This window comes from Streptococcus lutetiensis, assembly GCF_900475675.1.
Lineage (GTDB): Bacteria > Bacillota > Bacilli > Lactobacillales > Streptococcaceae > Streptococcus > Streptococcus lutetiensis.
The window spans coordinates 105,126-118,925 of the sequence record NZ_LS483403.1 but is presented as its reverse complement, the minus strand read 5'-3'; the positions used below and the strand labels follow the sequence as shown (position 1 = coordinate 118,925).

Below are 13,800 nucleotides of genomic sequence, written 5' to 3'. Positions count from 1 at the left end.
ATCAAAAAGTAGTAGGGGACGATAAAATGAAACATACACACAAAATCATATTGGCTGTCACTTCTGTATGCACTGTTATTATTCTAGGTGTAAGTATCTTTTTTGTTACACAAGGAGCAACAAACAATAAATTAGAAAACACTAGTCAAACAACTCAACACTCAAGCAGCAGCTCAAAACCTGTTGAAGATAAACAAACGACGAAACAGCTTGATCAAGCAAAACAGCTTGCTGCAAGTTATCATTATGATGAAGCCATCGCCTTACTTGAAAAAGACGACGCCAAAGAAGCGCAACAATTGTTAGCAACTTTGAAAAAAGAAAAAGAATCCTTGGTAAAATGGGAAGACCCGACCAAAATCTCACACGTCTTCTTTCATAGTCTGATTGTTGATCCAGCTAAGGCTTTTCATACCCAGCAAGCACAAGGGTATAAAGATTATATGGTCACTATTTCCGAATTCAATAAAACCATTGATCAGTTATATAAAAATAACTATGTTCTTGTTAACCTAAATGGATTAGTCAAAAAAGGAACAGATGGAAAACTGACCTTTACAGGTGTTTCTCTTCCAGAAGGAAAGAAACCGTTAATTCTTTCGCAAGACGATGTCAGCTATTATGAATACATGGACAATTCAGGATTTCCAAGTAAGTTGATTGTCGATAAACAGAACCAAATCAAGAATATTTATATCGACAATAAGAAGGAAACTGTTGGTGACTATGATATGGTTCCATTGATCGATTCATTCATTAAAAAACATCCCGATTTTTCTTATCAAGGCGCCAAAGGAACATTAGCTTTAACAGGCTATAATGGTGTATTAGGTTACCGTACATCAAAATCAGAATATGGTGATAACGAAAAAACAAACAAAGAAATCGAAGCAGCCAAAAAAGTTGCTGATCAATTAAAGAAAGATGGTTGGAGTTTTGCTTCTCATACTTGGGGACACTTGAATATGACACAAGCTTCTTTAGCCGATATCCAACAAGATAATGAACGTTGGCAAAATGAAGTTGCACCTATTTTAGGCAAAACAAATATTTTGATCTACCCATTTGGCGCTGACATCAGCGATTGGCAACCTTATTCTGAAGCAAATCAAAAATTTGCTTACTTGAAACAACAAGGATTTGATATCTTCTGCAATGTCGATGCCTCAACTCCTGCATGGGGACAACTAGGAACTGACTACTACCGTAACGCCAGAATCAATATTGACGGTATCCGTTTCGAAGCTGACCTAAAAGGAGAAAATCCAATACTTGATCAATTTATCAACGTCAAAGAAGTGTATGACCAAAAAGATCGAGGATAGAGGTTGTGAAAGAAGCGTCCAGCTCCGAGCAAATAAGAACTAGATTTCTAAAATAGTTTCTCATATTTTGGAAATCTAGCGCTTATTGCTGAGGAGTTGCTTCTTGAACACCGTGGATAAGGTTATAACGAAGATAGTAGCCCACGGCTACAATAATCACATCCTGCTGAAATTGCTTTCCTTTAAAATGATTCATCGTCATTCCTCCTGCTATCTTTTTCTATTATTCTACCTTATTTGATAGTAGATTTAAAACTTTGCAACAGAACCGAAAAATTTATCTCACTAAATAACAAAAAAAGCCCAAGTCAAAAAATAACTCGAGCTTGGGTTGGTTAAAACGGCAATTCTTCCTCTTCTAAAACTAAGTCAGCGAGGTCGTTTGCCACATTATTTTCTCGCATGGCACGTTGGGCACGGCTTTCTAAAAGTTGGAAAGAATGGCAGAGCACTTCTGTCACATAATTGGTGTGACCATCTTTTTCGTATTTACGCGTACGAAGCTCTCCATCAACAGAAATCAAACTCCCTTTTCCAGCATAAGAAACGAGCGTTTCTGCTAAACTCCCCCAAACCACAAGCGAAATAAAATCCGCTTCACGCTCACCATTTTGTGATTTAAAACGACGGTTAACGGCTAGTGTTACACGTGTAACAGATTTTTCGGTTGGCGTTGTCACCAATTCAGGCTGCGCTGTCAAACGCCCAATCATAATAACTTTATTATACATCAATTACCTCCTATCTTATTATTCGAAAAAAATTTGGTAATCCACTTTAAAAAAGAATTTTTTCAAAATATTCTGTTAAAATAAAATATATTTTACAAGCTAGGAGATTTTATGACAGTCAACATCAATGCCTACAAAGAAATGCTGAATCAGCCTTGGGGAAAAATCATGTACCGTTTGATTTTTGCACAACTAAGCCACATCAAAGATAAACAAGTCCTTGATTTTGGTGCTGGTTTTGGAACAACCTCAGAATATTTATCACAAAATAATACCGTTACTGCGATTGAGCCAAATGCTGATATGCTTTTTGCAGATGGCACACAGACCTTCACTAAAATCAATGGTAGTCTAGATGCTTTAAAAGAATTACCTGATTCATCTTTTGATATCATCGTTTGTCACAATGTCTTTGAATACATCGACAAATCTCAACATCAAAAATACCTTAATGAATTTGAACGCCTCTTAAAACCACATGGTGAACTTTCCTTAATTAAACACAATCTTACTGGAAAAGTCTTACATCAAGTCATTTTTAACAATAATATTGAAGATGCACTTTATCTCTTAGATGGGAAAGACAGTTACAATAGTTCATCATTCGGACGTGGGGAAACTTACAGTATTGAAGAGCTTACCAACAAAACTAACTTTACTCTTGAAAATTACCAAGGTCTGCGCACATTTTATGCCCTTCAGCCAAATGAATTCAAAACTGAGGATGGTTGGCTAGAACGTTTAACAAAAATGGAATTAGCTGTCGCTAATCAAAAGCCCTATAAAGACATCGCTTTTCTACAACACCTTACTTTACGAAAAAACTAAAACGAGCTAGATTATTCTAACTCGTTTTTTATTATGTTATCCTTTCCAGTGTTTTGCTGGATTAAAGGCTTCACCGACTACAGCTATGTCATCAAGTTCGATGATTCCTCGTTTTTGTGGAGCATTTGGAAGTGCCAATTCACGAGGTGAGCACATCATACCAAAGCTCTTTTCACCACGAAGGGCACCTGGGAAGATAAGGCTTCCGTTTGGCATCATAGCACCTGGAAGGGCAACGATTGTTTTCAAACCAACTGCGGCGTTTGGTGCACCAGCGACGATTTGAACAGTTTTATCATCTGAAATTTGCACTTGGCAAATGTTCAAGTGATCACTGTCTGGGTGAGCAACCATTTCTTTGATTTGACCAACAACAAATTTTGGTGAAGGGTCATTTTCCAATTGTTCGCTAAAGCCTTCTTTTGTCAACTCAGCATTCAATTTAGCAACGTCTTCATCAGACAAAGTCACTTGTCCAACACCATCAATTGCAATTAGGCTTGATACTTCAAAAATATTCCAAGCCACTGTTTCACCATTTTTCTCAAGGAAAACGCGTGAGACATTGCCTTTGCGTTCATAGTCAAGTTTAGCACCTTTGCTATCTTTGACAATTACCATGAGGACATCACCGACATGTTCTTTGTTGTACGTAAAAATCATTTTCTCTCCTATTTCAATCTAGCTAAAAAGCTGCTAATTTCTGCTTTGGTTTTGCGTAATTTATTAACTAAACGACCAATTTCTTTTCCATTTTCAGTCACTACAAAACTTGGAATCCCAAAAATATTCCAGCGTTGTGCTACTTCCATGAAATCATCACGATCCACACGGACAAAGGTGAATTCAGGATTTTCTGCTTCAATTTCAGGCATGACTGGATAGATGAATTGGCAGTCTGGGCACCAATTTGCCGTAAAAAAGAAAACCACTTTTTCAGGTTTTTCTAGATAGGTAGCCATTTCTTCATAGGATTTTGGGCTAATCATTTTTCTCCTCCTCATAGCTAATCTCACCATCTTGGTAAACAAATTGAAACGTCCGACCGTCCTCTAAAACGAGACCCCCAGTCATCTTTTCTGCATCAGATTCATAAGCATTCAAATAAAGCACCAAAATGCTACCAAATCGGCTGAAATATTCACGAATAGCATTTTTAATCTGTTCTTGTCGCTTTTCTTCGCGTTTCTTCTTTAAGATTGCTCCCAAAGCGATGACACCGCCGACTCCCACTAGACCAAGACTTGGCAGTAAGCTTCTTTTTTTGTTTCTCATACGCTTTATTTTAGCATATTTCAGCACATAATACCAAGGTCCAAATATTCAATGTTATTTCAATCTAAAAATTGTCAGAAAACGTGGTAAAATAGAAATCATAGAATCGAGGTTTTTATGTCAGATTTATTTTCAAAAATAAAAGAAGTCACTGAACTTGACAGTATCGCTGGATACGAACACAGCATTCGTGACTATCTTCGCTCAAAAATCACTTCACTTGTTGATGAGGTGCAAACTGATGGACTTGGGGGTATTTTCGGTATCAAACACTCTGACGCTGAAAATGCCCCACGCATCATGGTTGCTGCCCACATGGATGAAGTCGGTTTTATGGTCAGCGACATCAAAGCTGACGGAACATTGCGTGCTGTTGGTATTGGGGGCTGGAACCCACTCGTTTTAAGTTCTCAACGTTTCACACTTTACACACATGACGGCTCTGCCATCCCTGTTGTTTCTGGCTCAGTCCCACCACACTTCCTTCGCGGTGCAAATGGCTCTGCTTCTCTTCCAAAAATCGATGACATCATTTTTGATGCTGGATTTACAGATAAAACTGAAGCCGAAGCATTTGGTATCCTTCCTGGCGATATCATCGTGCCAAAATCTGAAACAATCCTTACAGCTAACCAAAAAAATGTTATCTCAAAAGCTTGGGACAATCGCTTTGGTGTGCTTATGGTAACAGAATTGCTTGAAAGCCTTAAAGGACAAAAACTTGATAACACCCTTATCGCTGGAGCTAACGTTCAAGAAGAAGTTGGTCTTCGCGGGGCACATGTCTCAGCAACTAAATTCCAACCAGAACTCTTCTTTGCCGTTGACTGTTCACCTGCTGGCGACATTTATGGCAACCAAGGCAAAATCGGTGACGGAACACTTTTCCGTTTCTACGATCCAGGACATGTTATGTTAAAAGACATGCGTGACTTCTTGCTCACAACTGCCGAAGAAGCAGGCATCAAATACCAATACTATGCTGCAAAAGGTGGTACAGACGCTGGTGCTGCTCACCTCAAAAACGATGGTATCCCATCAACAACTATCGGTGTTTGTGCACGTTACATTCACTCACATCAAAGCCTTTATACTATGGATGATTTCTTGCAAGCCCAAGCCTTCATTCAAGCTATCGTTAAAAAATTAGACCGCTCAACTGTTGACCTCATCAAAAAATACTAGAAAGGAGCTAGGGGACTCAGGTCATTAAACATTTCTCTTGTACTTTCCCCTTTGTTTTACTATGAAAATCGGATTTATCGGAGTCGGAAAAATGGCAACTGCCATCATCAATGGACTTAATACAACATCACACAATATCATCATTTCAGGTTCTTCACTTCCTCGCTCACGCGAAATTGCAGAACAACTTGAAGTTGAAGCAGCACTTTCACACCAAGAACTCATCGACCAATCTGATTTGGTTGTCCTTGGCATCAAGCCACAAATGTTTGAACCTGTCCTTGCTGGACTTCGCTTCCACCAACCTATTCTTTCAATGGCAGCTGGTGTCACTCTTGAACGCCTTGGTAAATTAACAGATCCAAACCTTCCATTAATCCGCATTATGCCAAACCTTAATGCACAAATCTTGAAAAGTACAACTGCTATTTGTACAAATGACAAAGTCTCTGCTGAACTTCTATCAACTGCCAAAGAAATCACTGACAGTTTTGGTTCAACCTTTGATATCCCTGAAAAAGATTTTGATACCTTTACAGCCCTTGCTGGATCAAGCCCAGCTTACATTTACCTCTTTATCGAGGCACTTGCCAAAGCTGGTGTTAAATACAGTATTCCAAAAGAAAAATCACTAGACATCGTGACACAAACAGTCCTTGCTAGTGCTGAAAATCTTCTTCAAGGTTCTGACAGCCCACACGATTTGATTGATAAAATCTCAAGTCCTGGTGGAACAACCATTGCAGGCCTTCTAGACCTTGAAAAAACTGGCTTAACTGCAAGCGTTGTTTCAAGTATTGATGCGACAATTGCAAAAGCAAAAGCCTTGTAATACACCAAGAAAGCGACTGAATTCAGTCGCTTTTTTTTATAAAATCATACTAAGAACACCTAGAAAATTATTCAGAGCATGAACAGCAATAGAAAACTCTAGCTTTTGTGTTTTGCGATAAATCATCGCTAACACTAATCCCATACCACCGTAAAGAATCCAACTTCCCAAATCTGTCGGCATATGAAGTGCTCCAAAAAGCAAACTGCTGACCAAAACACCTAACTTAGAAAAATGAAAGGCTTGTTTGACAATCAACCCACGAAAAACAAATTCTTCAATAATTGGAGCTGCCACAACTGTCATCACAAAAAGCAAAGCTGGTGACATGCCAAGATTTTCAATAACTGATTGATTCAGCGTATTTGCCTTTGTACCATGCTCCAAAACTAAAGTAATGCCTCCAAGCATTCTCACAGGAATCATAACTAAAAATCCCATAAAAATACTCTTCCAAGCATCTCTCGTCAACAACTGACTAGCATGATTTAAAAAGCCTAAACGCTTAGCAATCAAAACCGTTACTAAAGTCACCACTAAAAAAGCTAGAATCAGCATAAGTATTTGCCAAAAAGGCTGATTTTTTCTTAGAAAAGCAACAGGCAACTGTTCCAAGAAAATCACGCCTACCGCTAACCCCAAATATTTAAAAAATGATACCAATTTTTTCATAAGAATCTCCCCCATTATAAAATCTTTGAAAAAATAATTCGTAAGCCTAAAAATCCTAAAAGCAAACAATACAACCAAATCATCAATAAAATAACATAAGAAAAGGCAATGCCCAGGAAGGCATACAAAGCAATCATAATCACATTTACAAGAAACATAAAAATCAAAGTTGATACAGCAGTCACTCGTAAAATATACTGATTACGTTCATCATAAAGAGCAATGTAAGCAGCTTTTAAACGTTTTGGCTGACGAGAAAGCAGCCAATAGTAAATAGCAAAAACAAGACCAGCACTGCTACCACCAAGCATTAATCCTGACGCAAAATCATTGTCTCTTATCAAACTAGCTAACACCAAACTAAGGCCAGATAAAGCTAAGATAAAGTATGAAAGTCTTAGTAAATATCGGCGATACTCTTCAAAACTTTTCTTACGGTTCCAGCTAGCAACAGCTTTTAATAACATCATTTACTCCTCTCCCTTTGCTGATAGAAAAATCACTGCAAGTAAATTTAATATCATACTCATACCAAGCCCCATCCCAAAAAGAAAATCGCTCATCTTCATGAAGTAGCTAAAAACAAATAAACTTTCTCCTAAAAACAACAAGAACATTCCAGTTTCTTTTCTACTTTCTTGCCTATCAACTATAGCTCTAATCTTTTCCATTTCTACATCTCCCCCTTTACGCTTCATCAAAAATAAAGATTTCCTCAATTGTTATGCCAAAATATTTGGCAATTTTATGCGCTAATTCTAAAGAAGCATTATAGCGTCCTTTTTCTAAGGAAATAATGGTTTGTCTGGTAACTCCAAGTGCCTCAGCAAGCTCAGCTTGGCTAACTTTATTTGCTTTTCGAAGTTCTTGAATTCTTGTTTCCATTTATCCCTCCAACGACTTATCATTAGTAAAGTTAACTTTACATTTAAAGTATAGTACGCTTTACATTTTATGTCAAGTTTGTTTTACATTTTTTATAAAAGCATCAAAAAAGCTGACCCATAGGTCAGCTTTTCTGGTCTTATCATAATATTTTGATAACTAATTAGTAGGGTGTTTGAAACGTTCAACATCACGCGCAATCACAAGTTCTTCATCCGTTGGAATAACAACTGCTTTTACGCGAGCTTGATCTGTTGAAATCACACCATAAGCACCTGAAATATTCTTAGCTGGGTCAACATCGACACCAAACCAAGTCATTCCAGAAATGACATCCGCACGAACATCACTAGAATTTTCACCGATACCGGCGGTGAAGACAATAGCATCGGCACCGTTTAAAACGGCGAAGTATTGTCCAATATATTTTCTCAAGCGATCAACATACATATCATAAGCAAGTTGGCATTTTTCATCACCTTCTGCTTTTCCTACTAGAATATCACGCATGTCGCTTGATTTTTCCGAAATACCGAGTAAACCTGAATCACGATTCAAGATGGTACGAATTTTTTTAGGATCAGCCATCGCTGGCTCACATTCTAGAAGATAAGTAATGACACCTGGATCAATACTTCCTGAACGTGTTCCCATCATTGTACCACCAAGCGGAGTTAATCCCATTGAAGTATCAACAGATTTACCACCTTTAATGGCTGTAATAGAGACTCCATTACCAATATGACAAGTAATCAATTTCAAGTCTTCTAAAGGTTTGCCTAAAACCTTAGCTGCCTCTTGGGCAACGTACTGATGACTTGTACCGTGTGCTCCATATTTACGAATCTTATAATCAGTGTAATAACGATTAGCAATAGGATAACGGTAAGCTACTTCAGGCATTGTCATATGGAAAGCAGTATCAAAAACAACAACGCTCGTAATATCAGGCAATATTTCCTTGAACGCTTTAATCCCAAGAGCTGCTCCAGGATTATGAAGCGGTGCTAGCATTGACAATTCTTCAACCTGTTGAATCACCTTATCGGTTACCAGGGCCGATTCTTTGAAATAATCACCCCCAGCCACCACGCGGTGACCAACACCAGTTATTTCATCATAACTAGCAATAATGTCCATCGAAATCAAGTCATCAAGAAGGATTTTTACAGCAGCTGTATGGTCTGGAATGTCTTTCGTTTCCGAATACTTCTGACCATTAAATTTCACTGTAGAAACACTATTTGCAAGGCCAATACGTTCGATTAAACCTTTTGCAATAACTTCTTCCTCAGGCATCTTATACAGTTGCCATTTGAGACTTGAACTTCCTGCATTAATAGAAATAGTTTTCGCCATAAATTTACCTCTAGAGCGCTTTCATAATATATCTCCATTTTAGCACAACTATTTTAAAAAATCATATTTTCAACATTCCATTTTTTAAATTTCTCAATAAAATCTGTTAAAACTTCGCGACTTTGCAAGTCAGCAAGCGGGTAAACAAATGTTTCTGGAGTATGTTCAGCCTGTTTCTTCAAGACAAAAATTGACTTAGCATTGGCCGCATTGCCGAAAATAGGTTCTGGTAAAGTAATCACCGCAATAACATCAGCGTAATCCTTCAACCATGCCTTTAACAAATCACTTTGTTTACTTGTCAAAAGACTAACCGGTGCTAAAAAGACAGCAATACCATCTTTTTTGAGATATTTGAGAGATTGTTCCATCAACAAATGATGCGCATAAGTGTGTTCTTCACTGCTTGCTACTTTGTAGCGTTTTGCAATTTCATCATTGGGATAGAAGCCGACTGGAAGGTCACTGATGATGACGTCACTTTCTTTAAGAATCTGTGGGCGCACAGCATCTTCTTGAATGAACTGAGCTTTAGAATCCATCACTTCGGCAATACTTGCTGACAAGTCAATCAACAAATCATCAACTTCAATTCCAAGGTAATTCAAGTCTTTAGATGAATTATTGAGCAAGGTTTGTGCAAGGTTACCTGTTCCGCTACCAATTTCTAAAACATCAAGTTCTTTTGAAGCTGTCAAATTCTCAATAAGGAACATTAAGATAAAGCCAATTGCATCAGGTGTAAATTGGTGATTTGCCTGAAGTGCTTCTGTTTGAGCAGCTTTAATAAAAATAAACTGAAAAGCACGACGCCATTCTTCTTTAGTTAAATCAAGTTGGCGTAGTTTTTCATTATTAGCAGCTACTGTCTCATTGGCACCTTCAGCACCAAGATAAAAAGAGTTTTGTTCAATAAGAGCATCGTAAATGTGTGTTTTCAACTCATTTTCGATTAACTGTATATTTTCTAGAATCAGCCCGTAAGCTGTTTCGATTTTTTCAAAATTCATTTTCCCCTCCAAGACTAATCATATCAAAAAACCTTGAAAATGAAAAGAAAGCACTAGTGACTTTCTTTTTCAAGTGCTTTTTTTTCTTTCTTAGGAAGGTAAAACGTGTATTGAAACTCCTCCTTGCTACCTAACGTAACGGTCTCTACTAAGAGTTTGTCTTTGTAGTGATAACTTACTGTTCCTTTATCAAATTGGTATTGTCCTGATTCCTCATCAGCCAAGTCTTTACTCATTTCTGCCATCAGGTAAGCTTGGGCTGATTTTATCTGTGCCTGATGTTGACGTTCACTTGCAACCACGCGCCCCAAATAAAATTGCAAAAGCAGTGCAAAGATAGCCGCCATCAGTAAGGCATATAATAAAATTCCTGCTTTAACTTGTCGTCTTAAAAGTGTAAACAAAACATCTCTCCATATCACTGCCTAATTGCAGTTTAATTATCACCTTATTGCCATCCTGACTGATGCTAGATGACGTCACGCCAAAGAACATGGGTTGATAACCCTGACCTGAGGCATTTGTTTTTCGAAAATCATCAGCCTTAGACAAGCCATAAGCCAATTGCTGATTACCTTTACTAACATAGAGTTTGTTGTCAGCAACTTTATTCAACTGACAACCAGCAAGCTCAGAACGCAGCTGCTGAGAAAAGAGCAACCATTTTTCCTCTTGATTCGCCGATAAATAATGGACATTGCTTGAAATGCTTTGGGTCAATCCTTGATAAACCAATATGGAACCTGAGATAACCAGCAAAGCTACCAAACTTTCTAAAAGGGTAAAAGCTCTTAATCTAATTTTTCGTGACATGCAGCACCTCATTTTGCCCATCATAAACGGAAATCTCATTATCATGCTTAACCATACGCACCTCAACCCCATTAATGGCCAAATGGTCTTGTCCTGTTTGAACGGCCATGGTCGCTACATTAAGTACTTCTTGCTGATGCAAACTCTCTTGCATTTGAGTGCGACTACGGTCCATTTCTCCTAAGACCAGACTGATAATCGTTGCTAATAAAGCAAGAGCTACCAAGCCCTCAAGGAGTATGTAAGCTTTTAGTTTCTGTTTTTTTATAGTTACCACTTCCTATGTACAATTGATAATCGATTGCCTGGTTTTCTGTATGAAACTGTATCTTGGTAAGAGATGAATTACCCCCTGATTTATCAAAAACAAGCTGATAATTCTTGTCAACCAATACAGTTTTAGGAACCTTAACACTAGTGATTCCATTTGAAATCGCATCTTGCGATATCTGCAAAGTCTGACTTTCCTGCTTAATACTAGCCAATTTTTGTGTATCGCGATAAAGATTTTCAAAGGAAAGAAAGAACAAAGTTTCATCGACCGATTGAAAAATATGATTGACCGAACCTGATAGCATGATGACCATAAAACAAGAAATTGCTAAAGTCAGCAAACTTTCGATAAGGGTAAAGGCGTAAAAAGCTTTATTTTTTAGCCGCATTATATGTTTGAGCTTGGTCTTTTGAAATATATTCAGCTTTCACCAAATCATTTACAGTTGGTTGTTTACCTGTCTTCACTTCATAAAGCTCCATCTGACTTTCGACAACTTTGACAACAGCAGCATCTCCTTTTTCATGCACAACCTCTTTTTGCTTGCTCAAGTTTGGCACAAATAACAGCATCAAGACACCAATGATTAGCAAAACAATCAACATCTCCACAAGTGTAAAAGCTTCTACAGACTTTTTACGTAGTTTTTTCCAAATGTTTTTCATTAAAAATTTCCTCCCATATTTTGATACATCGGCAAAAGCATTGCCACATAAATTAAAACGATGATTGAAGCAACAAAGACAAAGACCAAAGGCTGAATTAGCTGCGTTGCCTGCGTCAATTGACTAAAGAAATTCTGCCAAGTCTCTTCGGCATAAATATCTAACTCACGACCTAATTTTGACTTGACCTCGCCATATTCAATCATTAAGCTAAGTTCACGCAAAAAGAAAGGGTAATCCAGCACTTTCTGATGAAAAGACTGACCAGACAACAAAGCTTCCTGCATATCTTTTCCAATTTCCTGAAAGAGACGTGATTTTTGCCGCTGCATAAGCTCTACAATCTCCATCAGTTCGATACCTTGTCCGATAAGATTTCCCCACTCACGCGCATAATAAGCCGTCAAATAAAGGCGCACGTGCCGACCAAATATTGGCAAACGACTTAACTGACTATACAGATAAATTGGCGATAAGTGCTCGGCATACAGAACCCCAAGCAGAATTCCTAAAGCTAAAAGAGCAAAGCCACCCAAAAAAATCATAGGAAAATGGCTGATAATCTGAGTTGCAAAATTTTGATTTTCCAACTGCGGCAGCAAATAATTTTTCAAGCCCAACATAATCAGAATTAAAAAGCTAAACAAAATCAAAGGATAAGTCGCCACTTCAATCAATTTCTTTCGAACAACTGACATACTAGCCAAGTAACCATCAATTTTTAACAAACTCTGCTGACAATTCCCATGAACATCCGCAAGAGCAATCTGGGTGACAATTGTATCTGAAAAGCCCAGCTTAGCCATCATATCTGCCAAACTTGCCCCACTTAACAATGACTCTTGCATACTGTCCACATAAACTTCCGCCAACAACTGACTTCGTCTCAAAAAAGAAACAATTTCTGTTAAATTAAAGCCGCTGTTAAAGAGATTGTTAAATAATTGAATCACCTTCTGCTGTTTTTTAAAGGGCAATTTTTTCGATTTTTGCTTCCTCAAGGCCAATATGTCCGTCCCTAGCAAGGCTTTTAATTTGCTCATTCCACCTTGTTGGGGGATAGTGTTCAAAATCTCCTTTGGCAAAATCCACAATACCTCCACCGCCAATTAATCGTTGATAAATAATCGCTCGTAAACTATTTTCGAGCTCTTGTCTACTAACTCCCAACTCCAATAATCTGGCATAAACACCTGGGATACTTTTCGCATGAATAGTTGAAAAGACGAGCACACCTGTTAGACTAGCTCTAATAACCGCACGCGCTGTCTCACTATCACGAATCTCTCCAATAATTAAAATATCAGGTCTATGGCGAAGCGAGAGTTTAATGAGATTATCATAAGTCATGCCAATTTCATCATTAAGCTGCAGCTGCAACATATTATCCTGCTTAATCTCAACAGGGTCTTCTATCGTAATGACCTGCTTATCGGGGAACTTTTCACGAACCAATTGATACATGAGAGTAGTCTTTCCACTCCCTACCGGCCCGGAAAAAAGATAAAGGCCTCGACTATCAATCGCCTCTAAAATATTCTTCATCCCATCGAACCAATATTGCAAATCATGACGACCTGAATAAAGAAGTCTGATGACCAGGCTCTCACGCCCGCGATAATCACCAACAGTGGATAAACGCAGTGAAATCTCTTCACCCTCAGCAAATTCATAATCACAAGACCCTAGCTGACTACGACGTTTCTCACCAACATTCATTCCCGCAACAAATTTAAAGTGACTAATCACGCTTGTCATTTCATCACTAGCAACTTCTTGGATAAACTGACGTTCATCTCCAACACGTTGATAAATTTCATAGTGCTCCTTCTTAGGAACAATGTAAATATCTTGCACATTCTTTTCAACAGCATCCTTAATCAGCTGCTTTGCTTTTTCCTGAATCATGTTGACCTCCTCACTTTTATATTCGTAAAAAAATCTCA

At 38.0% G+C, this 13,800-nt stretch carries 22 protein-coding genes; 4 read left to right on the top strand and 18 right to left on the bottom strand.

The features are described from left to right. Positions 1 to 26 precede the first annotated feature (26 nt). On the top strand, positions 27 to 1,325 hold the full coding sequence (locus tag DQN23_RS00810; protein ID WP_014334220.1) for a polysaccharide deacetylase family protein: 1,299 nt from the start codon (positions 27 to 29) through the stop codon (positions 1,323 to 1,325). Positions 1,326 to 1,407: 82 nt separating this feature from the next. Here DQN23_RS00810 and DQN23_RS00805 read toward each other — a convergent pair whose 3' ends face one another. Together DQN23_RS00805 and DQN23_RS00800 are read right to left on the bottom strand one after the other, a co-directional pair. Continuing rightward, positions 1,408 to 1,521, bottom strand: a complete 114-nt coding sequence (locus tag DQN23_RS00805; protein ID WP_014334219.1) for an IS6 family transposase — start codon at positions 1,519 to 1,521, stop codon at positions 1,408 to 1,410. A 139-nt stretch (positions 1,522 to 1,660) separates the two neighbouring features. Then, the gene (locus tag DQN23_RS00800) at positions 1,661 to 2,056 is read right to left on the bottom strand and encodes a single-stranded DNA-binding protein (protein WP_020916006.1); all 396 of its coding nucleotides are present in this window, start codon (positions 2,054 to 2,056) and stop codon (positions 1,661 to 1,663) included. Positions 2,057 to 2,167: 111 nt separating this feature from the next. On the opposite strand from DQN23_RS00800, the gene DQN23_RS00795 reads away from it, so the two are divergent. Further along, entirely contained in the window at positions 2,168 to 2,884 is a 717-nt protein-coding gene (locus DQN23_RS00795) for a class I SAM-dependent methyltransferase (protein ID WP_020916005.1), read from the top strand. 36 nt (positions 2,885 to 2,920) lie between these two features. Here DQN23_RS00795 and ytpR read toward each other — a convergent pair whose 3' ends face one another. Genes ytpR through DQN23_RS00780 form a run of 3 tightly spaced genes read right to left on the bottom strand, consistent with a single transcriptional unit; the run spans position 2,921 to position 4,159 of the window. Continuing rightward, on the bottom strand, positions 2,921 to 3,547 hold the full coding sequence (ytpR, locus tag DQN23_RS00790) for a YtpR family tRNA-binding protein (RefSeq protein WP_111712561.1): 627 nt from the start codon (positions 3,545 to 3,547) through the stop codon (positions 2,921 to 2,923). Positions 3,548 to 3,555: 8 nt separating this feature from the next. Next, on the bottom strand, positions 3,556 to 3,873 hold the full coding sequence (locus tag DQN23_RS00785; protein ID WP_058833292.1) for a thioredoxin family protein: 318 nt from the start codon (positions 3,871 to 3,873) through the stop codon (positions 3,556 to 3,558). Then, positions 3,866 to 4,159, bottom strand: a complete 294-nt coding sequence (locus DQN23_RS00780; protein WP_043894886.1) for a DUF4651 domain-containing protein — start codon at positions 4,157 to 4,159, stop codon at positions 3,866 to 3,868. The genes DQN23_RS00785 and DQN23_RS00780 overlap by 8 nt, the downstream gene beginning before the upstream one ends. Positions 4,160 to 4,276: 117 nt before the next feature. On the opposite strand from DQN23_RS00780, the gene pepA reads away from it, so the two are divergent. After that, positions 4,277 to 5,344 (top strand): glutamyl aminopeptidase, encoded by a 1,068-nt coding sequence (gene pepA, locus DQN23_RS00775; protein ID WP_111712560.1) that lies wholly within the window; start codon positions 4,277 to 4,279, stop codon positions 5,342 to 5,344. A 61-nt stretch (positions 5,345 to 5,405) separates the two neighbouring features. After that, entirely contained in the window at positions 5,406 to 6,176 is a 771-nt protein-coding gene (proC, locus tag DQN23_RS00770) for a pyrroline-5-carboxylate reductase (RefSeq protein ID WP_020916000.1), read from the top strand. 36 nt (positions 6,177 to 6,212) lie between these two features. On the opposite strand, the gene DQN23_RS00765 is transcribed toward proC, so the two are convergent. The 13 genes from DQN23_RS00765 to comGA form a co-directional block, all read right to left on the bottom strand. After that, complete coding sequence (locus tag DQN23_RS00765; RefSeq protein ID WP_111712559.1) at positions 6,213 to 6,848, bottom strand: CPBP family intramembrane glutamic endopeptidase; 636 nt, start codon at positions 6,846 to 6,848, stop codon at positions 6,213 to 6,215. A 14-nt stretch (positions 6,849 to 6,862) separates the two neighbouring features. Beyond that, complete coding sequence (locus DQN23_RS00760; protein WP_231853254.1) at positions 6,863 to 7,318, bottom strand: ABC transporter permease; 456 nt, start codon at positions 7,316 to 7,318, stop codon at positions 6,863 to 6,865. Next, entirely contained in the window at positions 7,319 to 7,519 is a 201-nt protein-coding gene (locus DQN23_RS00755; RefSeq protein ID WP_058814360.1) for a hypothetical protein, read from the bottom strand. Positions 7,520 to 7,535: 16 nt separating this feature from the next. Next, positions 7,536 to 7,733, bottom strand: coding sequence for a helix-turn-helix transcriptional regulator (locus DQN23_RS00750; protein ID WP_020915996.1), 198 nt, complete (start codon positions 7,731 to 7,733; stop codon positions 7,536 to 7,538). Between the two features lie 159 nt (positions 7,734 to 7,892). Next, positions 7,893 to 9,092, bottom strand: a complete 1,200-nt coding sequence (locus tag DQN23_RS00745) for an acetate kinase (RefSeq protein WP_020915995.1) — start codon at positions 9,090 to 9,092, stop codon at positions 7,893 to 7,895. A gap of 53 nt (positions 9,093 to 9,145) precedes the next feature. Then, a complete protein-coding gene (locus DQN23_RS00740; protein WP_020915994.1) occupies positions 9,146 to 10,102 on the bottom strand; it encodes a class I SAM-dependent methyltransferase in 957 nt (318 codons plus the stop codon). A 53-nt stretch (positions 10,103 to 10,155) separates the two neighbouring features. Then, the gene (gene comGG / locus DQN23_RS00735; protein WP_020915993.1) at positions 10,156 to 10,506 is read right to left on the bottom strand and encodes a competence type IV pilus minor pilin ComGG; all 351 of its coding nucleotides are present in this window, start codon (positions 10,504 to 10,506) and stop codon (positions 10,156 to 10,158) included. Further along, complete coding sequence (gene comGF / locus DQN23_RS00730) at positions 10,478 to 10,915, bottom strand: competence type IV pilus minor pilin ComGF (RefSeq protein WP_043894883.1); 438 nt, start codon at positions 10,913 to 10,915, stop codon at positions 10,478 to 10,480. The genes comGG and comGF overlap by 29 nt, the downstream gene beginning before the upstream one ends. Beyond that, the gene (gene comGE / locus DQN23_RS00725; protein WP_020915991.1) at positions 10,899 to 11,192 is read right to left on the bottom strand and encodes a competence type IV pilus minor pilin ComGE; all 294 of its coding nucleotides are present in this window, start codon (positions 11,190 to 11,192) and stop codon (positions 10,899 to 10,901) included. The genes comGF and comGE overlap by 17 nt, the downstream gene beginning before the upstream one ends. Continuing rightward, positions 11,146 to 11,577 (bottom strand): competence type IV pilus minor pilin ComGD, encoded by a 432-nt coding sequence (gene comGD, locus DQN23_RS00720; RefSeq protein ID WP_020915990.1) that lies wholly within the window; start codon positions 11,575 to 11,577, stop codon positions 11,146 to 11,148. Before comGD ends, comGE begins: the two co-directional genes overlap by 47 nt. Next, positions 11,561 to 11,854 (bottom strand): competence type IV pilus major pilin ComGC, encoded by a 294-nt coding sequence (gene comGC / locus DQN23_RS00715; RefSeq protein ID WP_020915989.1) that lies wholly within the window; start codon positions 11,852 to 11,854, stop codon positions 11,561 to 11,563. Before comGC ends, comGD begins: the two co-directional genes overlap by 17 nt. Continuing rightward, complete coding sequence (gene comGB / locus DQN23_RS00710; RefSeq protein WP_020915988.1) at positions 11,854 to 12,897, bottom strand: competence type IV pilus assembly protein ComGB; 1,044 nt, start codon at positions 12,895 to 12,897, stop codon at positions 11,854 to 11,856. Before comGB ends, comGC begins: the two co-directional genes overlap by 1 nt. Continuing rightward, positions 12,821 to 13,762 carry a competence type IV pilus ATPase ComGA gene (gene comGA, locus DQN23_RS00705; protein WP_020915987.1) on the bottom strand — a complete coding sequence of 314 codons (942 nt, stop codon included), beginning with the start codon at positions 13,760 to 13,762 and terminating at the stop codon, positions 12,821 to 12,823. Before comGA ends, comGB begins: the two co-directional genes overlap by 77 nt. Positions 13,763 to 13,800: the final 38 nt, after the last annotated feature.